The 26,204-nt window shown below is 67.7% G+C and carries 21 protein-coding genes and 1 pseudogene; 17 read left to right on the forward strand and 5 right to left on the reverse strand.

Annotated elements, in window-relative coordinates; all coding sequences use genetic code 11:
• Positions 1-32 precede the first annotated feature (32 nt).
• Genes IAI58_RS13490 through IAI58_RS13500 form a run of 3 tightly spaced genes read left to right on the forward strand, consistent with a single transcriptional unit; the run spans position 33 to position 3,313 of the window.
• Complete coding sequence (locus tag IAI58_RS13490; RefSeq protein ID WP_207445291.1) at positions 33-1,103, forward strand: peptidoglycan-binding protein; 1,071 nt, start codon at positions 33-35, stop codon at positions 1,101-1,103.
• The gene (locus IAI58_RS13495; RefSeq protein WP_207445290.1) at positions 1,103-1,975 is read left to right on the forward strand and encodes a Tll0287-like domain-containing protein; all 873 of its coding nucleotides are present in this window, start codon (positions 1,103-1,105) and stop codon (positions 1,973-1,975) included. Before IAI58_RS13490 ends, IAI58_RS13495 begins: the two co-directional genes overlap by 1 nt.
• 6 nt (positions 1,976-1,981) lie before the next feature.
• The gene (locus tag IAI58_RS13500) at positions 1,982-3,313 is read left to right on the forward strand and encodes a serine/threonine-protein kinase (RefSeq protein ID WP_207445289.1); all 1,332 of its coding nucleotides are present in this window, start codon (positions 1,982-1,984) and stop codon (positions 3,311-3,313) included.
• Between the two features lie 34 nt (positions 3,314-3,347).
• Here the strand turns inward: IAI58_RS13500 and IAI58_RS13505 are convergent, their stop codons facing one another.
• Positions 3,348-4,094 carry a PP2C family protein-serine/threonine phosphatase gene (locus IAI58_RS13505; RefSeq protein WP_237182852.1) on the reverse strand — a complete coding sequence of 249 codons (747 nt, stop codon included), beginning with the start codon at positions 4,092-4,094 and terminating at the stop codon, positions 3,348-3,350.
• 207 nt (positions 4,095-4,301) lie between these two features.
• Here IAI58_RS13505 and IAI58_RS13510 point away from each other — a divergent pair, with 207 nt between their 5' ends.
• The 4 genes from IAI58_RS13510 to IAI58_RS13525 all read left to right on the forward strand — a co-directional run bounded on the left by IAI58_RS13510 (position 4,302) and on the right by IAI58_RS13525 (position 9,832).
• Positions 4,302-5,297 carry a LysR family transcriptional regulator gene (locus tag IAI58_RS13510; RefSeq protein ID WP_207445287.1) on the forward strand — a complete coding sequence of 332 codons (996 nt, stop codon included), beginning with the start codon at positions 4,302-4,304 and terminating at the stop codon, positions 5,295-5,297.
• A 262-nt stretch (positions 5,298-5,559) separates the two neighbouring features.
• Positions 5,560-6,576, forward strand: coding sequence for a cytochrome-c peroxidase (locus IAI58_RS13515; protein WP_207445286.1), 1,017 nt, complete (start codon positions 5,560-5,562; stop codon positions 6,574-6,576).
• Positions 6,577-6,578: 2 nt separating this feature from the next.
• Positions 6,579-9,062, forward strand: a complete 2,484-nt coding sequence (locus IAI58_RS13520) for a DAHL domain-containing protein (RefSeq protein WP_207445285.1) — start codon at positions 6,579-6,581, stop codon at positions 9,060-9,062.
• Positions 9,059-9,832: a response regulator gene (locus IAI58_RS13525; RefSeq protein WP_207445284.1), complete on the forward strand. Its 774-nt coding sequence runs from the start codon at positions 9,059-9,061 to the stop codon at positions 9,830-9,832. The genes IAI58_RS13520 and IAI58_RS13525 overlap by 4 nt, the downstream gene beginning before the upstream one ends.
• Before the next feature lie 130 nt (positions 9,833-9,962).
• Here IAI58_RS13525 and IAI58_RS13530 read toward each other — a convergent pair whose 3' ends face one another.
• Complete coding sequence (locus IAI58_RS13530) at positions 9,963-10,973, reverse strand: aldo/keto reductase (RefSeq protein WP_207445283.1); 1,011 nt, start codon at positions 10,971-10,973, stop codon at positions 9,963-9,965.
• 228 nt (positions 10,974-11,201) lie between these two features.
• Between IAI58_RS13530 and IAI58_RS13535 the strand changes: the two genes are divergently transcribed.
• The 9 genes from IAI58_RS13535 to otnC all read left to right on the forward strand — a co-directional run bounded on the left by IAI58_RS13535 (position 11,202) and on the right by otnC (position 20,704).
• The gene (locus IAI58_RS13535) at positions 11,202-11,924 is read left to right on the forward strand and encodes a DUF1028 domain-containing protein (RefSeq protein WP_207445282.1); all 723 of its coding nucleotides are present in this window, start codon (positions 11,202-11,204) and stop codon (positions 11,922-11,924) included.
• Between the two features lie 26 nt (positions 11,925-11,950).
• Positions 11,951-13,453 (forward strand): ABC transporter substrate-binding protein, encoded by a 1,503-nt coding sequence (locus IAI58_RS13540; RefSeq protein WP_207445281.1) that lies wholly within the window; start codon positions 11,951-11,953, stop codon positions 13,451-13,453.
• Between the two features lie 356 nt (positions 13,454-13,809).
• Positions 13,810-14,718, forward strand: coding sequence for an L-threonate dehydrogenase (ltnD, locus tag IAI58_RS13545; RefSeq protein ID WP_207445280.1), 909 nt, complete (start codon positions 13,810-13,812; stop codon positions 14,716-14,718).
• Between the two features lie 2 nt (positions 14,719-14,720).
• Positions 14,721-15,977: a 3-oxo-tetronate kinase gene (otnK, locus tag IAI58_RS13550; protein WP_207445279.1), complete on the forward strand. Its 1,257-nt coding sequence runs from the start codon at positions 14,721-14,723 to the stop codon at positions 15,975-15,977.
• A 14-nt stretch (positions 15,978-15,991) separates the two neighbouring features.
• On the forward strand, positions 15,992-16,771 hold the full coding sequence (gene otnI / locus IAI58_RS13555; RefSeq protein WP_207445278.1) for a 2-oxo-tetronate isomerase: 780 nt from the start codon (positions 15,992-15,994) through the stop codon (positions 16,769-16,771).
• 8 nt (positions 16,772-16,779) lie between these two features.
• Complete coding sequence (locus tag IAI58_RS13560; protein WP_207445277.1) at positions 16,780-17,556, forward strand: DeoR/GlpR family DNA-binding transcription regulator; 777 nt, start codon at positions 16,780-16,782, stop codon at positions 17,554-17,556.
• A gap of 13 nt (positions 17,557-17,569) precedes the next feature.
• Entirely contained in the window at positions 17,570-18,529 is a 960-nt protein-coding gene (denD, locus tag IAI58_RS13565) for a D-erythronate dehydrogenase (protein ID WP_207445276.1), read from the forward strand.
• 58 nt (positions 18,530-18,587) lie between these two features.
• Positions 18,588-19,991 (forward strand): GntP family permease, encoded by a 1,404-nt coding sequence (locus tag IAI58_RS13570; RefSeq protein WP_207445275.1) that lies wholly within the window; start codon positions 18,588-18,590, stop codon positions 19,989-19,991.
• Between the two features lie 80 nt (positions 19,992-20,071).
• Positions 20,072-20,704, forward strand: coding sequence for a 3-oxo-tetronate 4-phosphate decarboxylase (gene otnC, locus IAI58_RS13575; RefSeq protein ID WP_207445274.1), 633 nt, complete (start codon positions 20,072-20,074; stop codon positions 20,702-20,704).
• A 68-nt stretch (positions 20,705-20,772) separates the two neighbouring features.
• Here otnC and ilvD read toward each other — a convergent pair whose 3' ends face one another.
• Positions 20,773-22,626 (reverse strand): dihydroxy-acid dehydratase, encoded by a 1,854-nt coding sequence (gene ilvD, locus IAI58_RS13580; protein WP_207445273.1) that lies wholly within the window; start codon positions 22,624-22,626, stop codon positions 20,773-20,775.
• Positions 22,627-22,936: 310 nt separating this feature from the next.
• On the reverse strand, positions 22,937-23,641 hold the full coding sequence (locus tag IAI58_RS13585) for a PEP-CTERM sorting domain-containing protein (protein WP_237182192.1): 705 nt from the start codon (positions 23,639-23,641) through the stop codon (positions 22,937-22,939).
• A 283-nt stretch (positions 23,642-23,924) separates the two neighbouring features.
• Here IAI58_RS13585 and IAI58_RS13590 point away from each other — a divergent pair, with 283 nt between their 5' ends.
• Positions 23,925-24,731 (forward strand): IS5 family transposase, encoded by an 807-nt coding sequence (locus IAI58_RS13590; protein WP_208775912.1) that lies wholly within the window; start codon positions 23,925-23,927, stop codon positions 24,729-24,731.
• Positions 24,732-24,756: 25 nt separating this feature from the next.
• On the opposite strand, the pseudogene IAI58_RS13595 reads toward IAI58_RS13590, so the two are convergent.
• Positions 24,757-26,087: pseudogene (locus IAI58_RS13595) on the reverse strand (IS701 family transposase).
• Between the last annotated feature and the right edge of the window lie 117 nt (positions 26,088-26,204).

A 26,204-nucleotide genomic window follows, 5' to 3' on the forward strand; every position in this document is an offset into this window, starting at 1 on the left:
AGATTCCGCATCGCGCGCAGGAGCTTGACGTCGTGACAAGATGCCGCCTGATGGCCGCCGCCATGGTGCTGGGTTGGTTGCCTCCCATTGCCCACGCCGCCCCGCCGCCGCGCCTGGCGCTGGTGATCGGCAATAGCGCCTATACCGACGCCCCGCCCCTGCCCGCCTGCGCCACCTCCGCCCGGCTGGTGGCGCAGGCGATGGAGGCGCGGGGCTACACGGTGTTCCTGCGCCAGGACCTCAGCCATGGCCAGATGGCCGCCACCTTCCGCGCCTTCTCGCAGGCGCTGGCCCAGGCGCCGGGCGCGGAGGCGGTGGCCTATGTCTGCGCCCGGGCAGTGGCCTTCGAAGGCCGGCCCTTCCTGTTGCCGGTCTCGGCCCGGGTGCAACGGCCATCCGACGCGATCAGCCAGGGCATCCTCCTGGGCCACCTGACCGACGCCCTGGATCAACCGAACGGGGGGGAGGCGCTGATGCTGCTCGATGCCATGCCCGGGCCGGCTGGGGACACGGCCGTCTGGCTGCAGGGGCTTGGCCGGGCCGGTGGCCGGACGACCGCCGCTGTGGCCCTGCCGGCCGCGGCACCCGAAGCCGGTCCCGCGCCTCTGGCCGGCAGCCTCGACGCCACCCTGGCACCGGATGCGGAGATGCCCCTGGCCAGCCTGTCAGTGGCCTTGCGCCAGCATCTCGGTCCACTGTCTGGCCTGACACTGGCCCTGCATCCGCCAACCGATGACCAGCCGGCCCGGACCGCTGCCGGCCCGGCACGGGCCCTGGCCGCCGCTCCGCCCCAAGAGCCGGCACCCGAGCCGGCACCGGCTGAGGAAGCCGTGCCGCCGCCGCCGCCGCCCCCGGAACCGCCGTCCCCGGACGTCGGCAAGCCACAGCGCGAGCTGCCGATCAGCCCCGCGCAGCGCCGCTTCGTACAGGGCGTGTTGCAGCGCCTCGGCTACTACGACGGCCCGCTGGACGGGATTTTCGGGCATCGCGCACGTGTGGCCATCCGCCGCTACCAGCGCGAGGCGGGCGCCGCGCCCACAGGCGTACTGACGCCGGAGCAGGCGCGCCGCCTGCTGGCCACCCAGCCAGCGGAAGCGACCTGATGGGGCTTCGGATGAAGTTCAATCTGGCGATGGGGGTCACTTTCCTGGCCGGGCTGGTGATCGCCGGCCTGCTCTCCTACCGCCTGGCGCAGCGGGACGCGCTGCGCGAGGTGCTGCAGCAGGCCAGCGTCATGGCCGGACAGGCCAGCGTCCTCAGCGACTACACGGCGCGTGAGATCGCGCCGCTGCTGGCGGATCAGTCCCGCCGGCAGTTCCTGCCGCAATCCGTTCCCTTCTGGGCCGCGCATACCAATTTCAGCGCCTTGCAGAAGCTGTTCCCGGACTACAGCGTACGCATGCCGGCGCTCAACCCGACCAACCCGGCCAGCCGGCCCACCGACTGGCAGGCCGAGATCATCACCCTGTTCCGCGCCAATCCGACGCTGCCTGAGCACATCAGCCAGCGTCCCTCGCCTGTCGGGCCGATCCTCTCCGTCTCCCGCCCCATCCGGATTGAGGACCGCGCCTGCCTGGAGTGCCATTCGACGCCGCAAGCAGCGCCGGCGGCCATGGTCGACCTCTATGGCCCCGAGAATGGCTTCGGCTGGAAGCTTGGGGAGACGGTGGGCGCGCAGATCGTCTCCGTTCCCATGCGCGTGGCGCTGGAGCGCGCGGCGCGCACGTTCCAGACCGTGATGCTGGGCCTCTGCCTCGTGTTCCTGATGATGACGGCACTGCTGAACCTGCTGCTGCACTGGATGATCATCCGCCGCGTCCGCCGCATCTCGGCGGCGGCCAACGAGGTCAGCCTGGGCAACATCGCCGCGCCGGAACTGCCGGTCTCCGGACAGGACGAGATCGCCTCCCTCACCGAATCCTTCAACCGCATGCGCCGCAGCTTCGCCAACGCGATGAGGCTGCTGGAAGGGTAAGCAGCCATGGGCGAGATGCCCGCCTGCATCGGCCGCTATCAGGTCCGCGCCCTGCTCGGGCGCGGCGGCATGGGCCTGGTCTACCGGGCGCATGATCCGGTCATCGACCGCGCCGTCGCCATCAAGCTGATCCACCCGGCGCTTCTGGGCGGCCAGGATGGCGACGCCGCCCTGGCGCTCTTCCGGGACGAGGCGCGGGCGGCGGGGCGCTGCATGCATCCCCATATCGTCGGCCTCTTCGACGCCGCGCAACATGAAGGCCAGCCCTTCCTGGTCATGGAATATGTGGAGGGGGAGGACCTGGCGGGCGCGCTTCGGCGGGCAGGCGGGCGGCTTGCCACCGGCACCGCCGTGGCCGTCGCGGTGCAACTGCTGGACGCGTTGCAGGCGGCGCATGGGCAGGGCGTGATCCATCGCGACATCAAGCCCTCCAACGTTCTCCTGGGCCGCGACGGGCGGGCGCGGCTGTCGGATTTCGGTATCGCCCACCTGGCCTCGGCTACCGACGGCCCAGGCACGGCAGGCACGCCGAGCTACATGTCTCCCGAGCAGTGCCGGGGAGAGGCGCCGGATGCGCGCAGCGACCTTTTCTCGGTCGGCGTACTGTTGCAGGAGATGCTGTCCGGGGAACGGCCTTTCGGTTCCGGAACCCCATCCGGCATCATGCAGGCGCTGCTGCACGCGAAACCGCGCGCCCTTCCACCGGCTGGCCCCGACCTGCCGGAGGCCCTGCGTGCCATCATCGCGCGGGTGCTCAGCAAGAGCCGGGAAGCACGCTTCGCATCCGCCGCCGAGATGGCGGCGGCGCTGCGCGAATGCCCTGGCCTGCCGCCGCCGGCGCCATTGCCGGCCGGCGGCTCGGATACCGAGGAGACACGTCTGGCACCCGTCCCGGCGGCCGGTGGCCGGCCAGGGCCGACACCGCTGCCGCAGGGCACGCTGCGCGAATTGCAGCAGGTCCTGACCCGCTATGTCGGCCCGATCGCCGGCTATCTGATACGGGAGGCCTCGCTGCGGGAAAAAGACGGCGATGCCATCTGCGCCAGCCTGGCGCGCGCCATCGAGGGCGGCGACGCCCGCGACCGGTTCAGCCGCGAGGCAGGCGACCTACTGGCTGCGGCCGAACCGGCACCGGCCGCCGCCTGGACCCTGGCCGATCTGGACCAGCTGCGGCAGGCATTGGCACAGCATCTGGGCCCGGTGGCCGGGCTGCTGGTGCGGCGCGGCGCGCAGCAGGCGCCCACCCTGGCGGCGCTGTGGGAGGCAATGGCCCGGCATATCGAGGCGCCGGCGGAACGTAAGGCCTTCCTCCGCCGGCAGCCCGGAGCCTCAGCCTGAACTGCTGGCCGGCAGTAACGATCCGAACAGCTTTTCAGGTACCGCCAGGCCGCGCCGGCTCTGCCTCGCGCAACAGGACAGCCGTCACATTGTCGGGGGCGCCACGGCGCAGCGCCAGGTCCAGCAGCGCCACCACAGGGTCGGGACCGGGCGGCCTCGCCAGGATGGCGGCGATTTCGTCCTCCGCCACCACTCCGGTCAACCCATCGCTGCAGAGCAGGAAGAGGTCCCCTGGTTGTACAGGCTCCCGGATACTCTCCAGTTCAAGCCCCTGCGGCGCACCGACAGCGCGGGTGATGACATGCGCCGCCGGGTGATGCCGGGCCTCCCGCGCCGTCACTAGCCCGGCATCGATGAATGCCTGCACCCGGGAATGGTCGCGGGTGAGTTGCAGCAGGCGATCGCCGCGCAGCCGGTACAGGCGGCTGTCGCCGGCCCAGAGACAGGTGATCAGCCCCATATGGATCAGCGCCACCACCACCGTGCCGCCTACCACCGCCCCGCCGCCCAGTGCCGCCGCAGTGGCCACCAGATCGACATGGGCGGCGGCAAGCTGCCTCTGCACGGCCACCGCTGTGATCGGCACCGGCAGACAGGCCGCAGAGAGGGCATCGACGATGCGCCGGCTGGCGAGGTCCCCGCGCGCATGTCCGCCCATGCCATCCGAGAGCACCCAGAGGCCATCGGCGGAGCGGAGGAGGAAGGCATCCTCATTGTGCCGGCGCACCGCGCCGGCGCTGGAGGCAGCCAAGGCATGATAGGCGGAGGAAAGTGAGATCACGCGGCACCCATCCGGATAATGGTCCCTGATGCCGTCAGCTATGACGGGCGGCACCCCCGGGGCACATGCAAACTCAATATGTCGGCATGCTGGCATGCGTCTGTTTCAGCCGTAACCAAGCAGCCGTCAGATGACATCACGCCTTAACAATCAGGCGGCAAAGACCCGGCCGTGCCTCTCGGGGCGCTGCTTCCAAATGGGGGATCGATGTCTAATACCGCGAGCCGGATCGACCCGGCCAACCGCCTTGCGACGTCCCGTCCGGCCCCGACCAGCGCCGCGCGTGGCGGCGCCGATATCAACCTGGCGGCTTTCGACCTGAACCTGCTCGTGGCGCTGGATGCCCTGCTGGAGTGCCGCAACGTCACCCATGCCGGACAGCGCGTGGGCCTCAGCCAGCCAGCCATGAGCCGATCCCTGGCGCGGCTGCGCGGCATGCTCAAAGACGACCTCCTGGTCCGCAGTTCCGCCGGCCTGGTGCCGACACCACGGGCCGAACGGTTGGCCGAGGCCTTGCCGCCGATCCTGGCGCAGATCCGTGAGCTGCTGGGCAGCCGCAGCTTCCTGCCTGGGGAATGCCGGTCCACGATCACCCTGGCCATGTCCGACCACCAGGCCCTGGTGCTGCTGCCCCGCCTGCTGCCGCGGGCGCGGGAGCGCGCGCCGGATCTGGATGTGGTGGTGGACTCGTCTTTAGCCGGGGCATTGAAGCGGCTGGAGCAGGGGGAGATCGATTTCGCCATCGGCCAGATCCACGACACCCCGTCCGGGACCTATCGGCGCAAGCTGTATTCAGACCGCTTCGCCTGCCTGCTGCGACAGGACCATCCGGCGCTGTCGCAGCCCTGGACGCCGGACAGTTTCGCGGCGCTGCGCCACGCCGTCATCGCCCCCGGTTCCGAGGACGGCTTCGGCAAGATCTATGACAGCCTGGCACGCCTGCAGCTGTCCGGCCGCGACCCTGTCCTGGTGCCGAATGCGATGACGGCGCCGATGATGATCGCTGAAACGGACCTGGTGCTGACGGTGCCGCATCGCGTCGCCACACGCCTGGCCGCGATGCTGCCGCTCCGGGTCATGGAAGTTCCGGTGGAGCTGCCGCCATATGAGGTCTGCCTGATCTGGCACGAAAGGCGCCATCGTGACGCCGAGAACCGCTGGATGCGCGCCGAGATCGCGGCGGCGACGCTCACCGCCATCTGAAAGCGGGCAGGACCCGTTCCGAGCCGTCTGCGCCGTCAGCCGTGTGCTCCCGCCGCGAAGTTTCAAGGTAATTTGTTGCCACTTTCGGATCCATCATGGCCTTCCGCTGAGGTGCGGCATAGCGGCATCCGCCGCCCGTCGATAGGATAGGCGGCAGGATACGCCGCGCCCCCCCGCCATCCTCAGGAGCGGGAGGAAATTTCACCGGCCAGGCCAGCCGCTGACCCACGGAGCGGGCTTCGGGTTGGAGAGGGAAAATGGGATGACCGAGCGATGGACCGCCCGGCCTGGCTGGGTCGCTTTGCGTCATAGCGTATTGATGCTCGGTCTCCTTCTTGCGACGCCGGCGGTGCCGGCTGACCATCCGGAGCAGCAGGCCATCAGGCCCATCCAGCTTCCGGAACTCGACGGACGCAAAGTAGAACTTGGCAGTATGTTGTTCAGAGATGCCCGCCTGTCAGGGACTCACACCCTGTCCTGCAGCTCCTGTCACATGCTCGACCACGGTGGCGCGGATGGCATTGAACGGCCCGTCGGCGCCAGCGGCCGGCGCCATGATTTCAACACCCCGTCGATCTTCAACGCGGCCCTCAATCCCTATATGAACTGGCGCGGAAACCAGCGCGATCTTCAGCGCCAGAGCGAAGCTGTCCTGTTGCATCCAGACCTGATGGATGGCAGCTGGTCAGTGATCCTGCCACGCCTTCAGGTCGATGCCGACTACCAGCGCCGCTTCCGGGCCGCCTATGGACAGGAGCCGCGGCGCGAGGCGATCCTGGACGCGCTTGTGCAGTTCCAGCGTTCCCTCGTCACGCCCGATGCACCATTCGACCGTTACCTGCGGGGGGATGAAGGCGCCATCGGCGAAGCCGCGAAGAAAGGCTTCCTCCTGTTCCGCGACTACGGATGCATCGCCTGTCATCAGGGACGCAATATCGGTGGAAACCTGTTCCAGCGCTTCGGTGTGTTTCCGCCCGCCGAACCAGCCACCGAGGACAGCCAACCCGCCGATCTTGGCCGGTTCCTGCTGACGGGGCGTGAGGAGGACCGCTACCTGTTCCGGGTGCCCAGCCTCCGAAATGTCGCGGAGACGGCGCCCTACTTCCATGACGGCCGGCAGCCGCTGCTCGGAGAGGCCGTGCGGTTGATGGGCCAGCGGCAGCTCGGTCGTGAACTATTGCCGGAGGAGGTCACGCGGATCGTGGCCTTTCTTCAGACGCTGACCGGCACTTATGCCGGAGAGGCGCTGAGGTCCTTGCCGGCCCGTCAGGACCGCTGACCATGCGACGCATGCTTCTGTCATCATTCATCGCGGTTCTGGTGTTATTGACCTTTCTATTGCAGCGGGCCGGAACGCCGGACGAGATCCGGCATGAACGGGTACTCGGTGCCCTGCGCACCATCGACCTGATGAATGCGTCGCTGCAGCGCGATGTCCTGCGCGCACGTGCTGGCCTGCTGTCCGATTATGACCCGCTCTCGGCAATGAGCAGCACGCTGGACCGGCAGGCCGAACTCCTCGCTTCCGAGGTCCCGGAGCTAAGAACCCAGACCGCCGCGCTGCGTTCCGCCCTTGAAGAGCAGAATGACCGGCTGGAACGATTCAAGACCCAGAATGCGCTGGTGCAGAATTCCCGACGGGTGTTCGAACGCGCGGTGCGCGAGATCATTGGCCCCGGCGGTGGAATGGCCGATGGTGCCGCCGAGGTCATCCGCCTGGCTACCAGTGTGCTGCGCCTGACCAGCGACCCGCCGAGTGCGCTGCCGGCAGAGGTGATGACGGCGGCCCGTCACCTCGCCACCCTGCCGGAGGCTGAGCGCTACGCGACGCTGATCGCGCATGCGCGGGTCATCGCCACGGCCCTGCCAGCCGTCAATGCCAGCCTCAAGGCCTTGCAGGAGGGGCCTGTCGTGCAACCGGCACAACAGTTCCACGAGGCATATCTCCAGGCTTACGGCCGGATCTCGGCACGTGCCAGGATGTTCCGGCTGGCGCTGTACAGTGCCGCCATCGCACTGGCTGCATACACTCTCTTTCTTGTCCTGCGCCTGGAACGGCAAGCGCGGCACCTTCGTCAGCAGCTGGCTGTCGAAACACTGGTCGCGAAGACATCCTCTGCCCTGCTGAACCAACCCCAGGGGAAGATCGGCGAATGCATCATCCCAGCTCTCGCCAAGATCGGCGAGCATTTCGGCATTGACCGGGTCCGCATTATCCTCAAGGACGCGCCGGAGGGCGTGAATGGCCATCATGAATGGGCTCGTCAGAATGCCGCCCCTGGCGAAGCAGGGATGGAGCTCATGCAACTTCTCGACAACTGGCCGCTGGATGAACACGGAGTCGCCATCGTCGCTGATGTCGGCCGGCTGCAGCCAGGGCCAGCCAGAACGCTTCTCCGGCGACTTGGCCTGCAGTCCTGGATGGCGGTGACGATTGGCCCCTCCCAGCGCAGCCGCGGCATGCTCTCCCTGGAGGATACGGCCGCGGCCATGACCTCCAGCAACCGGCATGCCGCAGCCCTGTACACACTGGCCAATCTTTTCGGCGGAGCCTTCGCGCGGGAAGAAGCCGCAGCCGAACAGGAGGCCCTCCGGACGCGCCTCGCGCATGCGGAGCGCCTTGAAGCCCTCGGGACGCTCGCAGGCGGCATCGCGCATGAGTTCAACAACACCCTTGGCTCAATGCTGGGCCATGCCGAGCTGGCGCTCGGCGCCCTGAGACGGAGCGGCGCCGCGCATCGCTACGTGTCGCAGATCCTGAGCAGCGGAGGCCATGCCAAGGCCGTGGTCGACCAGATCCTGACGTTCAGCCGTGCTCCCGCATGGCGGCGCGAACCGCTGCGCCCGCAGCCGGTAGTGCAGGAGGCTTTGGAGATGATCCGGGTTTCCCTTCCCCGCGATGTCACACTTTCCCTGGCCATGGATGCGCCCGAAGCCGTGATCAGCGGCGATGCGGTGGGACTGCGGCAGATCGTCGTGAATCTCGGGCACAATGCCGCCCAGGCCATGGGCGAAGAGGGGGTGGTCAAGGTGTCTTGCAGCACTGCCTTGCTCCCATACGCAACGACGCTGTCGCACGGGGAGCTCGCCGCCGGCACATATTTCCGCCTGGCGGTGGCAGATACCGGAAGCGGGATTCCACCCACGCTGCTGGCCCGCATCTTTGAACCCTTCTTCACCACCAAGGGTCCAGGCCAGGGCACGGGGCTGGGGCTTGCCGTCGTCCACGGCATCGTCATGGGACACGGCGGCGCGCTCGACGTGCAGAGCCGCCTTGGCGAGGGCACTACCTTCTCCGTCTACCTGCCGCTGACCGAGGCCGAGCCGGTGGCCCCGCGCCGCAGCGTCCATTGCGCCGTGCCGAAGGGCGCGGGTGAGGCGATTCTGTTGGTCGAGCCCGACCAGCAACAATTGCTTCTGGCCGAGGAGATGGTTGCGGCGCTGGGCTACGAGCCGGTCGGAGCCGGAAGTGCGGCTGCGGCCTGGGAAAGGCTGCGCGCTGCGCCAGACGATTTCAACCTGGTCATGGCGGCGAGCGGCGCCTCGCCCGATGACGTCGTGGCATTCACGCGACAGGTCCGTGATCTGCGTCCTGAACTCCCCATCGTCCTCATGGCCGAAGAAGGCGATCCAGGACCGTGGCGGCGGAAACGGGCCGGCATAGCCGGCATTGTATCGAGGCCGCTCCAGTTCCGCCCACTCGGTGAGTTACTGAACCGGTATATCGCCCGCAGCCCAGCGCCGCAGGCCGGAGATAGGCCATGATCCCCGCGCATATCCTCGTCGTCGACGACGACGCCTCCATGCGGCAGATGATCCGGGACTACCTCACAGGCCATGCCTTCACGGTAACAGCAGTCGCGAACGGCGCCGAGATGGTCCGCATCATCCGCGCGCACCCAGTCGATCTCATCATCCTTGATCTGCAGCTGGCCGAGGAGGATGGGCTGGAACTGCTCCGCCGTATCGGCCCTCTGACGGGTGCTCCGGTGATCATCATCACCGGTCACCGTACAGATGAAATCGACAAGGTCGTCGGGCTGGAACTCGGCGCGGATGACTATCTTCCGAAGCCTTTCGGGCTACGTGAATTGCTGGCACGGGTGCGGGTCATTCTGCGCCGTGGAGAGGCCGCAGATCGCCGGATCGCCACTCGCCAGGCCAATCTCCGCTACCGCTTCCAGGGCTGGGAACTGGACCTGAAGCGCCGCCACCTGATCGCCCCGGACGGAGAAACGATGCGGCTGACACGGGGGGAGTTCAATCTCCTCCACGTCTTTCTGCGGACGCCGCAGCAGATCCTCAGCCGGGACCAGCTTTTGGCCGGCAGCCGCGGCAATGACCAGGATATCTATGACCGCAGCATCGATGTTGTCATCCTGAGGCTACGGAGGAAGTTGGAGAAGGACCCATCTCAACCCTCGCTGATCCGCACGGAACGTGGCCTGGGATATGTCTTTACCGCGACTGTGGATGTGCTGCGGGAAGGTTACCCCCGCGAGCCCGCCGCCAGCGGACGCAAAGCGCTGCTCTGAGCAACCGGACGGGGTACTGGGGGCCGGAAGGCGGAAGCGTCTGGCACGAGGGATAAGGCCATCCAGACCCCGGAATGGCGTCCATCCACGGATCGGCCGGAGTGGGGGCGCCCGCATCCTGGCCGGGCTGTCAATCGCTGTGCGGGAGCCGGCCTTCCAGAGGATAGGCGGGATCGTTGTAGCCGGGTGTGGAGGGATGTCCTGCCGGCACCAGGCCGTCGACCAATGCCTCGTCCTCGGCCGTGAAGTGATAGGACAGGGCGCCAACGTAGTCCTCCCACTGCGCCTCGGTACGCGGGCCGCTGATGCAGGCCGTCACCAACCTGTTGTTCAGCACCCAGGAAACCGCAAACTGCCCGGCTGTAATGCCTCGTCCCTCAGCATGCGCGCGCAGTTTCTGCGCGATGGTCAGGCTTTCCGGGCGCCACTCGGTTTCCAGCATCCTCCTGTCGGCGCGGCCCGCACGCGTATCGGCGGGTGGTGGGGCGTCGACGACGTATTTGCCCGTCAGTACCCCGCGCGCCAGCGGGCTATAGGGCACGACGCCCAGGCCGAGATAACCACAGGCCGGCAGGTGCTCGACCTCCGGCATGCGGTTGAGGGCGTTGTAGTAGGGCTGGCTGACCACCGGCCGGTCGATCCCGGCTTCGTCGCAGAGGCGGCAGATCTCCGTCACCCGCCAGGCACGGTAGTTGGAGACGCCGAAGTAGCGGATCTTGCCCGCACGGATCAGGTCCGCCACGGCATGCACGGTCTCCGCCAGCGGCGTGCCATGGTCTTCCTTGTGCAGATACAGGATGTCGATGGCGTCCAGGCCCAGGCGGCGCAGGCTGGCTTCGGCCGCCATCTGGCAGTGCCGGCGCGAGAGGCCGCGGTCATTCGGCCCTGCTCCCACCGGATTGGCCAGCTTCGTCGCCACCACCCAGTGGCCGCGCTGCGCGCGGATGGCGCGTCCCGTGATCTCCTCGGACAGGCCGGCATTGTAGACGTCGGCGGTGTCGATGAAGTTGACGCCCTGTTCCCGCGCCCGGTCGATGATGCGGGCCGCTGTCGCCTCATCGGTCTGGCCGCCGAACATCATGGTGCCCAGGCAGAGGGGCGAAACGGACAGGCCGGTGCGGCCGAGATGACGATATTCCATGATCTTCCCTCCCTTGATGGCGTTTGGCCAGGAGACACTGCCGGCACGCGCCTGTCGATGGGCGTCGTCCCGTTCTGGCGGGCCCACCCGAGGCCTCGCCGCCGGGTGGCATCCGGTTTGGCAGCCGAAGGGAAGGCAGGCGCGTTGATTGTTGTCATCGGCGGGCATGTCCCGGGCCGGCAGGGGTTTGCCTTGCGGCATCTGCCACGCTGGGCGATGCTTGAATTCATGACCTGGTCGATTCTTGTGAGGGACCCTGCCACCGGCGCGCTTGGCGCGGCCGTGGCTTCCCGTTTCTTCGCCGTGGGCGGATTGTGCATCCATGTCGAGGGCGGCGTCGCTGCCCTGGCGACCCAGGCACTGGTCAACCCCATGTATGCCGTGAAGGCCATGCCCCGGCTGCGCGCCGGCGAGGCACCGCAGGAGGTGCTCGACGCGCTGATGGAAGGCGACCCGGGCAGGAGCCAGCGGCAGTTCCATGTCATCGACGCGCGGGGACGGATCGCCCAGCACAGCGGGCCGGATTGCATCACCTGGGCCGGGCATGTACGGGGCGTCGATGTCTCGGTGGCCGGCAACATGCTGGCCGGCCCCGCCGTGGTGCAGGCCACGCTGGATGGTTTCCTCGGCGCCAGCGGGAGCCTGGCCGAGCGGCTGCTGACGGCCATGGAAGCTGGCGAGGCCGCGGGTGGCGACAAGCGGGGCCGGCAGGGCGCCGGGCTGAAGATCTGCACCGCCGACCCCTACCCCGATCTCGATATCCGCGCCGACGACCATCCCGACCCTCTGGGTGAGCTGCGCCGCCTCTACCGCGTCAGCCTGGAGCGTTATGCCGTGTTCCGCCGCCATCTGGCCGGCAGCACCGATCCCTGGGGCGAGACGGACCGCGCGGTGATCGAGGCCGCCATCGCGCGTGACGGCCGGCCGCTGTCATCCTCCTCTACCGCCTGAACCCTCAGCCCCGGGGAGACCATCCGATGCGACGCCTTCTCCTTGCCGCCTGCGCCCTGCTGGCCGCCGCTCCCGCTTACGCGCAGGGCACGCTCAATATCGGCATGCGCGAGGACCCCGACCTGCTCGATCCCACGCTGGGCTCCAGCTATGTCGGTCGCATCGTCTACGCGGCGATGTGCGACAAGCTCTTCGACCTCGACGCCAAGCTGAATGTGGTGCCCCAGCTGGCCATGGGCTGGGAATATGAGAGCCCGACCCGCCTGGTCATCCGGCTGCGGCCGAATGTCACCTTCCAGGACGGCGAGCCCTTCAATGCCGAGGCCGTCAGATACAAGATCAACCGCGACCTGACGCTGAACGGCTCCATGCGCGTGGGCGAGGTGAACTCGATCCAGGCGGTGGAGGTCATCGACCCGCTGACGATCCGCCTCGTGCTGAAGGCACCCAATGCACCCCTGCTGACCCTGCTGACGGACCGCGCGGGAATCATGATCTCTCCCAAGGCGGCCGAGGCGGCGGGCAACCAGTTCGGCACCCGGCCCGTCTGCGCCGGCCCCTATGCCTTCGACAGCCGCGTGGCGCAGGACCGCATCACGCTGCGCCGCTATCCCGGCCACTGGGATGCAGCGAACTACTATTTCGACCAGGTCGTCTACCGCCCCATGCCGAGCACCAATGTCCGCACGGCCAATCTGCGTGCCGGCAGCCTGGACCTGGTGGAGCAGATCACCCCGAACGACGTGCCGGAAATCCGCAACGACCCGAAGCTGCGGATCATGATCGGCGACGGGCTGGCCTATACCGGCATCAACTTCAACATCAACAACGGGCCGAATTCCAGGACCGATATCGGCCAGAACCGGCTGGTGCGGCAGGCCTTCGAGGCCTCCATCGACCGCACGGCGCTGATCCAGGTGGTCTATGACGGGCTGCACACGCCCACCATCCAGGCCAACCCGCCTTCCTCGCCCATGTATTTCCAGGAACTGCAGCCGCCCCCCCGTGACCTGGCGAGGGCCAAGGCGCTGCTGCAACAGGCGGGCGTGAAGCTGCCGGTGCCGGTGACTATCACCACCAGCAACAGCCCGGATATCCAGCAGGCCGCGGAGGTCATCCAGGCCATGGCGGCCGAGGCCGGCTTCGACGTGAAGCTGCGGGTGATGGAATTCGCCTCCTCCCTGCAGGCGGGTTATGCGGGCGACTTCCAGGCCTATATGATCGGCTGGTCCGGCCGCGCCGATGCCGATGGCAACATGTGGCAGCTGCTGCACAGCCGCGGCACCTTCAACTATGGCCGCTGGAGCAACCCCGAGGCCGATGCGCTGCTGGACCAGGCGCGCCTGCCGACCGACCCGGCGGAGCGCCGAGCCCTCTACGCCAGGTTCTGGGAGATCGAGCGCCAGGACCTGCCCCTGATGTATCTCTGGAGCAGCAAGAACGTCGTCGGCCTGAAGCGCAGCATCGAGGGGTTTGAACAGATACCGGACGGACTGATCCGCCTGCGCGGCGTGAAGATGGCCCGCTGAACGCCTGACTGAAGCCGCCGCCCGGCCATGGCGGCGGCTTGCCCCCGGCTTCCATCCCCTGCCCGGCCAGGGATGGCTCAATACTGACGACCCGCTCGGAACGCGGCGTTGTCAGCCGGCACTCTCCCTGCCGGCCGCGCCCTTGTGGACGCCGATATCGTTCCTTCATGGAAATTACGCCCCACTTCCAATCCTGTCTCGGCGGCAACAAGCCGGAACCGGAACAACCGCACGCGCGGTCCTTCCGATACGTTATGTTAAAATTTGTGCAATTATGGTCTTTCCTTGGCGGGGAAATAGGCGTAACCGCCCTTCACACCAGTCGGCGATCAAAAATTCACATCGAGGTTGGCCCCATGAGCGATAACAAGTATCGGGTATGCGTCGTCGGCCTTGGCTCCATGGGGATGGGCGCGGCGCGATCCTGCGTCAAAGCCGGCCTGGCCACCTACGGGGCCGACCTGAACCCCGCCGCCTGTCAGGCGCTCAAGGAAGCCGGGGCCGAGGCCGCCGGCGCCGATGCCCGCGCCTTCGCCAGCGAATTGGATGCCGTGCTGCTGCTGGTGGTGAATGCCGCGCAGTGCCGGGCCGTCCTCTTCGGCCCCGAGGGGCTGGCGGCAAAGCTGCGGCCGGGCACGGGGATCATGGTCTCCGCCACCATCTCCGCCGAGGACTCCCGCGCCATCGCCGCCGAGCTGGCGCCCATGGGCCTGCTGATGCTGGACGCCCCGGTCTCCGGCGGCGCCGCCAAGGCCGCCGCGGGGGAAATGACTGTCATGGCAGCCGGCCCGCGCGCCGCCTTCGACCAGCTGCGGCCCGTGCTCGATGCCGTGGCCGGCAAGGTCTATGAGATCGGCGAGGAGATCGGCCTCGGCGCCACCGTCAAGATCATCCATCAGCTCCTGGCCGGCGTGCATATCGCCGCCGGGGCCGAGGCCATGGCGCTGGCCGCCCGCGCCGGTATCCCGCTGGATACCATGTATGAGGTGGTGACCAACGCCGCCGGCAATAGCTGGATGTTCGAGAACCGCATGAAGCATGTCGTCGATGGCGACTACACGCCCCATTCGGCGGTGGACATCTTCGTGAAGGACCTGCGGCTGGTGACGGAGACGGCGCTCTCCCTCAATTTCCCGCTGCCGCTGGCCAGCACCGCCTACACCATGTTCGCCAATGCCAGCAATGCCGGCTTCGGACGCGAGGATGATGCGGCCGTGATCAAGACATTCGCCGGCATCAGCCTGCCCGGCGTGAAGGAGAAGTGAGCATGCGCCTGGGTGTGATCGCCGACGACTTCACCGGCGCCACCGACATCGCCGGCTTCCTGGTGGCCAATGGGCTTCGCACGGTGCAGTTGAACGGCGTGCCGCCGGCCGATCTGCAGGTGGATGTGGATGCCGTCGTCATCAGCCTGAAGACCCGTTCCTGCCCGGTGGAGGAGGCAGTCTCCCAGAGCCTGGCCTCGCTCGACTGGCTGCGCGCGCGCGGCTGCCCGCAGTTCTTCTTCAAGTATTGCTCCACCTTCGACAGCACCCCGAAGGGCAATATCGGGCCCGTGACGGATGCGCTGCTGGAGGCGCTGGGCGAGGACTTCACCGTCATCTGCCCTGTGCTGCCCGTGAATGGCCGCACCATCTACAACGGCTATCTCTTCGTGAACGGCGTGCCGCTGGATGAATCCGGCATGCGCCACCACCCCGTCACGCCCATGACGGATGCCAATCTGATGCGGCTGATGGACGCGCAGTCCCAGGGCAAGACCGGCAATGTGCCGAGCACCGTCATGGACCAGGGGCCGGACGCCGTGCGCGCCGCCCTGGCGGCTCTGAAGGCCAAGGGCTTCCGCTATGCCGTGCTGGATGCGCTGAACGACGCGCATCTGGTGGTGATGGGCCAGGCCGTGGCCGATATGAAGCTGGTCACCGGTGGTTCCGGCCTCGCCGATGGCATGGCCCGCGCCTGGGCGGGCACCGGCGATGCCGCCGCCGCCGCCGCCGAGGGCCGTCCCGCCAGGGGCCGCGCCGTCGTGCTCTCCGGCTCCTGCTCGCAGATGACCAATGCCCAGGTGGCCGCGTACCGGCAATCCGCCCCTGCCCTGGCGGTCTCGGTGGAGCGCTGCCTCTCCGATGCCGAAGGCTATGCGGAGGAACTGGCGGCCTGGGTGCTGGCGCAGCCGAAGGACGGCCTCGCCCCCCTGGTCTATGCCACCACCGAGCCAGCGAAGCTGAAGGAACTGCAGGAGCGCTTCGGCGCCGCCGAGGCCAGCGAGGCCGTGGAGCGCCTCTTCGGCGCCCTGGCGAAGCAGCTGGAGGCGGCTGGCTTCGACCAGTTCATCGTCGCCGGTGGCGAGACCTCGGGCATCGTCACCCAGTCCCTGGGCATCGGTGGCTTCCATATCGGCCCGCAGATCGCCCCGGGCGTGCCCTGGGTGCGCGCCGTGGGCAAGCCGCTCTCGCTGGCCCTGAAGTCCGGCAATTTCGGCCAGGAGCGCTTCTTCTTCGAAGCGCAGGACCTGGCGGCCTGAAGGAGATCGAACAGATGCCGCGTTTCGCCGCCAATCTCTCGATGATGTTCACCGAGCTGCCCTTCCTCGACCGCTTCGGCGCGGCGGCGAAGGCGGGCTTCCAGGCCGTCGAGTTCCTCTTTCCCTACGAGCATCCGCCGGAAGTGGTGGCGGCCCGGCTGAAGGAAGCGGGGCTGACCCAGGCGCTGTTCAACATGCCGCCCGGCGACTGGGCGGCGGGCGAGCGTGGCATGGCCGCCATTCCCGGCCGGGAGCAGGAATTCCGCGACAATGTCGCGACCGCCCTGACCTATGCCAAGGCGCTGGGCTGCAAGACCCTGCATGCCATGTCCGGCATCACCGAGGGGATGGACCGCGCCGCCTGTGAGGCCGCCTTCATCGAGAATTTCCGCTTCGCCGCGGATGCCCTGACGCCGGAAGGCATCACCCTGCTGGTGGAGCCGATCAACAGCCGCAACATGCCCGGCTATTTCATCGCGCATCAGCTGGAAGCCGTGGCGCTGGTGGAAAAGGTCGGCCGGCCGAATGTCGCCGTTCAGCTCGACCTCTATCACGCCCAGATCATGGACGGCGACCTGACGAAGCTGATCGAGAAGATGGCCGGCAAGTTCGCCCATGTGCAGATCGCCTCCGTGCCGGACCGGCACGAGCCGGATGAGGGCGAGCTGAACTACCCGCATCTCTACGGCGTGCTGGACCGCGTCGGCTACCAGGGCTGGATCGGCTGCGAATACAATCCGCGCGGCGAGACCACGGCCGGCCTCGGCTGGTTCGCCCCCTACAAGGCGCGCTGAGGGGCGGCATGATCCCCGCCGAGCGGCAGAACCTGATCGTCGCCCGCCTCTCCGGGCGTGGCGCGCTGGGCATCGCCGAGCTGACGGAACTGCTGGGCGTCTCGCATATGACCGTGCGGCGGGACATCCAGCAGCTGGAACGCGAGGGGCGCGTCATGTCCGTCGCCGGCGGCATCAGCCTGCCGCAGCGCATCTCCATCGAGCCACCGCATGTCACCAAGGCAACGATGGCGCATGCGGAGAAGGTGGCGATCGGCGGGCTGGCGCTCGGGCTGATCCCGCCGGGCGCCGTCATCTATCTCGATGCCGGCACCACGACGCTGGAGATTGCGCGTGGCCTGGCAGGCCGGGAGGATATCGCGGTCGTCACCAATGACTTCGTCATTGCCGCCTTCCTGACGCGGGAGGCGCGCTGCCCCCTCTATCACACCGGCGGCGCGGTGGAGCGGGAGAACCAGTCCTGTGTCGGTGACCCGGCCGCCGAGGCCATCCGCCGCTTCAATTTCGACATCGCCTTCATCTCCACCTCCTCCTTCGGGCTGCGCGGCGTCTCCACGCCCTCGGAGAACAAGGTGGCCGTGAAGCGCGCCATCGCGCAAAGCGCGGCGCGCAGCATCCTCGTCACCGACAGCAGTAAATATGGGCGCATCGGCACCTTCAATGCCGTGCCGCTGGAGGCGCTGTCGGCCATCGTCACCGATTCCGGCCTGCCGGAGAATGTCCGCGCCGCCATCGCGCAACGGGGCATCGCCCTGCACATCGCGACGCCGGACAGCGATTCATAAGGAGCAGATCCGCATGAAGATCATCGTCACCGGCGGCGCCGGCTTCCTGGGCAGCCGCGTCATCCGCGCGCTGCTGGCGCAGGGCGGCGGCAAGGACGGCGTGCCGGCATTCGACGGCATCGTCTCCGTCGATCTCGTCCCCTGCCCCGTGCAGGACCCGCGCGTCTCCTCCGTGACCGGCGATATCGCCGACCCGGCTTTCGCGCGCAGCGTCATCACCCCCGATACGGTCGGCGTCTACCACCTGGCGGCCGTGCTGAGCGGCGGGTCGGAGCAGGATTTCGACCTGGCGATGCGGGTGAACGTGGACGGCACCCGTGCGTTGCTGGAAGCCGCCCGCGCCACCGGCCGCGCGCCGCGCTTCGTCTTCACCAGCTCGCTCGCCGTCTTCGGCGGCGAGATGCCGGAGGTGGTACCGGAGAGCATGGCGCTGATGCCGGCCTCCACCTATGGCGCGCAGAAGGCGATCGGCGAATTCCTGGTCAACGACTATTCCCGCAAGGGCTTCGTCGATGGCCGGGTCTGCCGCCTGCCGACCATCGTCGTGCGGCCGGGCAAGCCGAATTCCGCCGCCTCCTCCTTCGCCAGCGGCATCATCCGTGAGCCCCTGGCCGGCATCCCCGCCAATTGCCCGGTGCCGCTGGAGACGCGGATGTGGCTCTCCTCCCCCGACGCGGCGGTAGCCAACCTCGTCCATGCCATCGCGGTGGATAGCGCGAAGATCGGCCAGTGGCGCACGCTGAACCTGCCGGGCCTCTGCGTGACGGTGGCGGAGATGCTGGCGAGCCTGGAGCGGGTCGGCGGCGCCGCCTCCCGTGCCCTGGTCAGCCATGAGCTGGAGCAGCGGGTGATGGATATCGTCTGCTCCTGGCCCGGTGCGTTCGATGTCGCCCGCCCGCTGGCGCTGGGCTTCACCCGCGACAGCGACTTCGACAGCGTAGTGCGCCAGTACAAGGACGAATTCGTCCGCTGAGTCCAATACCGCCGGGCGCCCGGTCTGGCGGCACTTCTGAGAATGCCTGGAGACTTCAATGAACGCTGCCGCTCAAGCGGTCGGGCCGCAGGCCATTGTCGGCCTGGTTTTTGGCATCATACTGCTGATCTTCCTGGTCCTGCGTACCAAGGTCCACGCCATCGTGGCGCTGGTGATCGCCGCCTCCATCGCCGGCCTCTCCGCCGGCATGGCCCCGGATGCCGTGGTGAAGTCCATCACCACCGGCTTCGGCGCCACCCTCTCGACCATCGGCCTCGTCATCGGCTTCGGCGTGATGATGGGCCGTATCCTGGAGATCTCCGGCGCCGCCGAGAAGCTGGCCATCACCCTGGTCCGCTGGCTCGGTGAGAAGAAGGAGGAATGGGCAATGATGGCCACCGGCTACATCGTCTCCATCCCCATCTTCTGCGACAGCGCCTTCGTCATCCTCAACCCGCTGGTGCGCGCGCTGGCACGCAATACCGGCCGTTCCGTCCTGACGCTGGGCATCGCCCTGGCGGGCGGGCTGATGCTGACGCACCATGCCGTGCCGCCGACCCCGGGCCCGCTGGGCGCGGCCGGCATCTTCGGCGTCGATATCGGGCTGATGATCTTCTGGGGCGTGGTGCTGACGCTGCCCGCCACCTTCACCATCATCCTCTATGCCCGCGCCATGGGCCCGAGGATCGAGGCGATGATCCAGCGGGAGACCGGCGATACCCTGACCACCTCCGCCGCCTTCGAGCAGTTCAAGCAGGATGCCACGGCGCGCGAGAAGGTGCTGCCGCCGCTCTGGCTGTCCATGCTGCCGATCGCCGTGCCGATCCTGCTGATCTTCGTCAACACCGTCGTCTCCGGCATCGTCACCGCCGGCGGTGCCTCAGCCAGCAGCCCGTTGGTGCAGGCCTGCGCCTTCATCGGCAATCCCGTGATCGCGGTGGGCCTGGGCGTCATCATCGCCGTCTATGGCCTGGCGCGGAATCTGACCCAGCACGAGACGATGGCGGAGCTGGAGAAGGGCATCGAGGCCGCCGGCATCATCATGCTGGTGACGGGCGCCGGCGGCGCGCTGGGCGCGGTGCTGCGCGACAGCGGCACGGGCACCTATATCGGCCAGTGGGTGGCGACCCTGCCGCTGCCGGCCGTGCTGATCCCCTTCGTCATCGCCACGCTGGTGCGCCTGATCCAGGGCAGCGGCACGGTGGCCATGATCACCGGCGCCTCCATCTCGGCCCCCATCCTGGCGCAGATCCCGGATGTGAACCTGGTCTTCGCGGCCCAGGCGGCCTGCATCGGCTCGATGGTCTTCGGCTACTTCAACGACAGCTACTTCTGGGTCATCAATCGCATCCTCGGCGTGAAGAGCGCCAAGCATCAGATGCTGACCTGGTCGATCCCCAGCACCATCGGCTGGGCCACCAGCCTGGTCACGCTGCTGGTGCTCAACGCCATCTTCGGATGACGCTCCGGCGGGGCGCCGGTGTTCCGGCGCCCCACCCTTACTGCCTCCCGGCCGCTGTTCTCACTGCATGGAATGGAAACATGACCGAGTCCGAACTGCGCGACCTTCTCGTCGAACTCGGCGCCAGCCTCTTCGCGCGGGGCTATTCCGTCGGCAGCGCCGGCAATATCAGCGTGCGCCTGCCGGACGGCTATCTGATGACGCCGACCAATTCCTCCCTGGGCCGGCTCAAACCCGAGCGCATCAGCAAGCTCGACCTGGGCTGGAACCACATCAGCGGTGACAAGCCCTCGAAGGAGGTCTTCATGCACCGCGCCGTGTTGACCGCGCGGCCGGAGGCGGGTGCCGTGGTGCATCTGCACTCCACCTATGCCACCGCCATCGGCTGCCTGGCGGGGCCGGAGGACACGGCGCCCATCCCGCCGCTGACGCCTTATTTCGTCATGCGCGTCGGGCGGAAGCTGCCGGTGATCCGCTACTACCGCCCCGGCGATGCCGCCATGGAGCAGGACATTCATGACGCCGCCCGCGAGGCACGCGCCATTCTGCTGGCCAATCATGGCCCCGTCGTCTCGGGCAAGACCCTCGTGGATGCGGTCTATGCGGCGGAGGAACTGGAGGAATCCGCCAAGCTGGCGCTGATGCTGCGCGGCCAGGGCCCGCGGGAACTGACGCCGGAGCAGGTGGACGACCTGCTCCAGACCTTCGGCTGAAAAGCCAGCCCGCCGCGCAGGCCGCGCGGCGGGCTTTTGTTTGCCGGTATCAGCGCCGGCGGTGCTGGTTAGCGCCGGCGGCGTTGGTCCACGTCGCGCACCGCGCCGCGCGCGGCGCTGGTGGTCAGGGCCGCATAGGCCCGGAGCGCGGCCGAGACCTGCCGCTCGCGGTTCTCCGGCTGCCAGGCCGTCTCGCCCTTCTGCTCCATGGCGGCGCGGCGGCGCTGCAACTCCTCGTCCGGCACGGCGAGGCGGATCACCCGGTTGGGGATGTCGATCTCGATCCGGTCGCCTTCCTCCACCAGCCCGATCGTCCCGCCTTCGGCTGCCTCCGGCGAGACATGGCCGATGGAAAGGCCGGAGGAGCCGCCGGAGAAGCGGCCATCCGTCACCAGGGCGCAGGCCTTCCCCAGGCCCTTCGACTTCAGGTAGCTGGTCGGATAGAGCATCTCCTGCATGCCCGGGCCGCCCTTCGGCCCCTCGTAGCGGATCAGCACGATATCGCCCGCCACCACGCGGCCACCCAGGATGCCCTCCACGGCGGCGTCCTGGCTCTCGAAGAGCCGGGCCGGGCCGCTGAAGGTCAGGATGCTGGCATCCACGCCCGCCGTCTTCACGATGCAGCCGTCCTCGGCCAGGTTGCCGTAGAGCACGGCCAGCCCGCCGTCGCGGGAGAAGGCATGGTCGAGGTCGCGGATCACGCCCTTCTCGCGATCCAGGTCCAGTTCCTCCCAGCGGGCGGACTGGCTGAAGGCCTCGGTGGTCGGGATGCCGCCGGGCGCGGCGCGGAAGAAGTCATGCGCCGTGCGGCTCTCGGTACGCCGCACATCCCAGCGGGCCAGGGCCTCGCTGAGCGTCGCGGCATGCACGGTGGCGCAATCGGTGTTGATCAGCCCGGCGCGGTCCAGCTCGCCCAGGATACCCATGATGCCGCCGGCACGGTGCACATCCTCGACATGCACATCCGCCACGGCCGGCGCCACCTTGCAGAGCACCGGCACGCGCCGGGAGAGGCGGTCGATGTCGCGCATGGTGAAGTCCACCCCGCCCTCCTGCGCCGCGGCCAGCAGGTGCAGCACGGTGTTGGTGGAGCCGCCCATGGCGATATCCAGCGTCATCGCATTCTCGAAGGCCGCGAGGCTGGCGATGGAACGCGGCAGGGCGGTGGCATCATCCTGCTCATAGTAGCGACGCGCCAGGTCCACGATCACCCGCCCGGCCTCCAGGAACAGGCCCTTGCGGTCGGCATGGGTGGCGAGCACCGTGCCATTGCCCGGCAGCGCCAAGCCCAGCGCCTCGGTCAGGCAGTTCATGGAATTGGCCGTGAACATGCCGGAGCAGGAGCCGCAGGTCGGGCAGGCCGACCGCTCGATGACCTTCACCTCCTCATCCGTCACGCTGCTGTCGGCCGCGGCGACCATGGCGTCGATCAGGTCGACCGCACGCTTGACGCCGCGATGCACGACCTTGCCGGCCTCCATCGGGCCGCCGGAGACGAAGACGGTGGGGATGTTGAGGCGCATCGCCGCCATCAGCATGCCCGGCGTGATCTTGTCGCAGTTGGAGATGCAGACCAGCGCATCGGCGCAATGCGCGTTCACCATGTATTCGACGCTGTCGGCGATCAGCTCGCGCGAGGGCAGGCTATAGAGCATGCCGCCATGGCCCATGGCGATGCCGTCATCCACCGCGATGGTGTTGAATTCCTTGGCCACACCGCCCGCGGCCTCGATCTCCCGCGCCACCATCTGGCCGAGGTCCTTGAGGTGGACATGGCCCGGGACGAACTGGGTGAAGGAATTGGCGATGGCGATGATCGGCTTGCCGAAATCGGAATCCTTCATGCCGGTGGCACGCCAGAGGCCACGGGCACCGGCCATGTTGCGGCCGTGGGTAGTCGTACGCGAGCGGTAGGCAGGCATCTCCGGGTGTCCCTCTTGTGACGTTGGGGCTGGTCCCGGCCGCTATTCCCACAGAATACCTGGTCGGGGTGGGAGATCGGTTTACCCCCTCCCCCGCCTCTCGGCCACCCCCCCAGACCTCCGCTCATGGCGGCTCTGCGGAGGTGGACGGGCACGGCGGCACCCGCGCCATCCGGATGCCCCATATGGCACGGGCCGGGCGATGGCGCCCGGCCCGTAACCTTCCTGTCTCCGCCCTGCCTGGGCCGGAACCTGGCGGGAGGCGGAGACGCGTGCGTGGCGGGATGGCTCACACCATCCCGCCCGATATTCAGGAGTTGCGGCGGCGGGTGCGCGCCAGCATGCCCAGGCCCAGCAGGCCCGTGCTGAACAGCGCGATGGAGGCCGGCTCCGGCACCGCCACGATCTGCGAGCTGGCGCTGAGCGTCGCGCCGCCGCCCGTGAAGGTGGCCTCGATCACCATGGTCATGGCGAAAAGCTCATTCGGCAGCGACAGGTCGCTGTTGATGACGCTGGTGGCATCGGCCGGGCTGGTGAAGGTCGCCGTGGCCAGCAGGATATCGCTGATGTCGAAGGCGATGTTGCTGGCGCTGGCGTAGTTGGAGATGGTGACCTCCGAAACCATGCCCTGGGCGGCCAGCAGATTGGCCGTCAGGGTATTGGCCAGCTGCGCCGTCAGGCCACCGGCGCTGATGCTGGGCAGGTCGGTCTGGGTGAATTCCAGCCGCAGCGTATGCGTGCCGCTGAAGTTGGTGTTGGAGGAGATCTGGTTCGTCTGGCCCGTCATGGTCGGCACGGGATTAGCCGGCGAGCCCGAGGCGAAACCCGAGACGAACGAGAAGTAAGTCGTGCCGCCCGCGAGGCTGAGAACGCCAGTATCAGAGGTGGCCGTAAGGCTCGGCACCGCGACACCGTCCTCAAAAACGCGCAGCGACAGGGTCGGCGCGGCTTCTGCCTGGATCTGGAAGCCAGTCATACCCATCAGCGCGACCGCCGCGAACAGAATCTTACGCATCCGCTATTTCCTTCCTATCGACAGGCTGGCCTGGATGGCGTGCCTGCCTTCTTGGAAAGCATGTACCGTGCCACTGAAAACGTTGTTATTTTCCAGTCAGTTATACGGTTTTACGCCTCACGGTTCTTTTATGTGTAAGGAACGCCGACAGTTTTCTACAAAACTCGTTACGGATTCAGCCATAATTGCCAACCGTAGCCTTGGCTACACGGGTCTATCCGTCGTTTTTTCGGACTAGAGGTTGTTATGGACCTCTGGGCTGGTAACGACCAGGTTGCGGGGCATGAGTTCCCGCAAGCCGTATCCATCCGATGTATCTGATGAAGAATGGGCGCTGGTCGCGCCCTATCTGACGCTCTTGCCGGAGCAGGCTGGGCAGCGGGAGCATCCCCTGCGCGAAGTGTTCAACGGCTTGCGCTACGTGGTGAAGACCGGCGCGCCCTGGCGCTGGATGCCGAATGACCTGCCACCCTGGGCGGCGGTGTACCAGCAGACGCAGCGCTGGCTGACGGCAGGCTGCTTCGAGGCACTGGCCGAGGACCTCCGCACCGTGCTGCGGCTAGCTGCCGGACGGAAGGCGCAGCCCACCGCTGCCATCCTGGACAGCCGGACCTTGCGCTCCACGCCAGAGAGCGGCGAGCGGGCGGGCTACGATGGCGCCAAGCGCAAGAAGGGTTCCAAGCTGCACCTGGCGGTGGACACGCTGGGGCATCTGCTGGCGCTGCACGTTACGCCTGCCAGTGCCGACGACCGCGCTGAGGTTGGGCGGCTTGCCCAAGCCGTGCAGGCCTCGACGGGCCAGAGCGTCGATCTGGCCTATGTCGACCAGGGCTATACCGGCCAGAAGGCGGCCGACGCTGCCAAGGCGCATGGCATCGAGTTGGAGGTGATCAAGCTGCCGGAGGCCAAGCGCGGCTTTGTGCTGCTGCCGCGACGCTGGGTGGTGGAACGCTCCTTTGCTTGGGCTACTCGCTTCCGCCGTTTGGTGAAGGACTATGAGCGCTATGCCAGCACCCTTGCCGACCTGCACCTCGTCGCCTTCACGTGCATCATGCTCAAGCAGGCTGCTCAACTGGCCGCAGGTCCATAACAACCTCTATCACTACCTGGGCATTTTATGATGAGGTGACAGGAACCTGCGTCGGCAGTGCGGACATCGGATCGGCGTGACGAGATGGCTGAACAGGCGGTCGAGAATGGCGCGTCGCACGGCGGGCAGGCTTGGTGAGGGTGGCGGGCCCGGCATTGGGGGCCGCATTTTCCCCCCGCCTCGTCCGGCGGTGCGCGGCGAGGCGGAGGTGCTGCAGGTAGGCACAGGCGATGCAGCTCATCAACGCGTGTCGGTGCAGGCCTGTCCAGGACCGTCCCTCGAAGTGGCCGAGCCCGAGTTCCTGCTTCAGCTGCTGGTGCGCCTGTTCGCAGATCCAGCGTCCTTTGATGGTGGCCGCCAGCGCCCGCAGCGGTGTGTCGGCGGACAGGTTGCTCAGATAGTACTTCCGCTCGCCGCTAGAGCGCCATTCGCCGACCAGCCAGGCTTCATCACCCGGCAGATGCCGGTTGTTGCCCCAAACCGCGCCGTCGCCCACCCGGATGCGCGCCGCGGCGAACCGGGCCGCCAATGCGCCCTTGGTACCCTGCCGCCAGGCGATGCGGCGCCAGGTTTGCGAGGCCAACACCCTCTCCGCCTCTGCTGGCTCTTCGTTCGGCACTGGCTTACGAGCCCGTCCCTGCGGCGGCACCAGCTGCACGGCGGCGCTGTAGACCTTCTGGTTGCGCGGGATGCCCACCGCCCAGCGCAGATCCCGAGCATCCAGGCCCTGCCGGAACGCCGCACTTGCGCCATAGCCCGCATCGGCCAGCACAGTGCCGAACCGCACGCCGCCGCCCTCAGCCGGTCGAGTTCGTCCAGTGCGATTTCGGCCTTGGTTCGCGGCGCCATCGCCGCCTCCGGCACGCCTGCCTGGGCACAGCGTGCAGGGTCATCGGTCCACTTCTCCGGCAGGAACAGCCGTAGACCGACCGGAACAGGCACCTCGCCCTGTGCCAGGGTGAGCGACACCAGCGATTGGCAATTGGCCTTCTTGCCGAGTTGGCCGCAGTACTGCGGCAGCACGCCGACTGACATCGTGCCTTTCTTAGGCAGCGCCGTGTCATCGATCACCAGCCAAGCCTGCGGACCGCCGACCAGCTTGTCGGCCTGCTGCGCCAGCACCGACCACAGCGGCGCATCATCCCAGGCGGGGCTGGCGATGAAGTGCTGCAGCTGGTCGTGGCCGCCCAAGCCAAGCCGGGCGGCCATCGGCTGCAGGCTCTTGCGCTCGCCGGGTCCGAGCAGACCCCGCAGGTAGAGCGGTGCCCAGGTGCGGCGGGTCTTGCGCCCCAGAACCTCCAGGAACGGCGCTAGCCAGCGATCCAGATCTGCTCCACCACCAAGGATGCTCGTCATCATCGTCGCCTCCAGCAGGAGGCGTCGCACACCATCAGATCATACGCAAACAAAATGCCCAGGTAGTGCTAGAACACTTCGGCAGGTCACACCTGCTGGGGAGCAGGGCAGAAACAG

The organism is Roseomonas marmotae (assembly GCF_017654485.1).
GTDB lineage: Bacteria > Pseudomonadota > Alphaproteobacteria > Acetobacterales > Acetobacteraceae > Pseudoroseomonas > Pseudoroseomonas marmotae.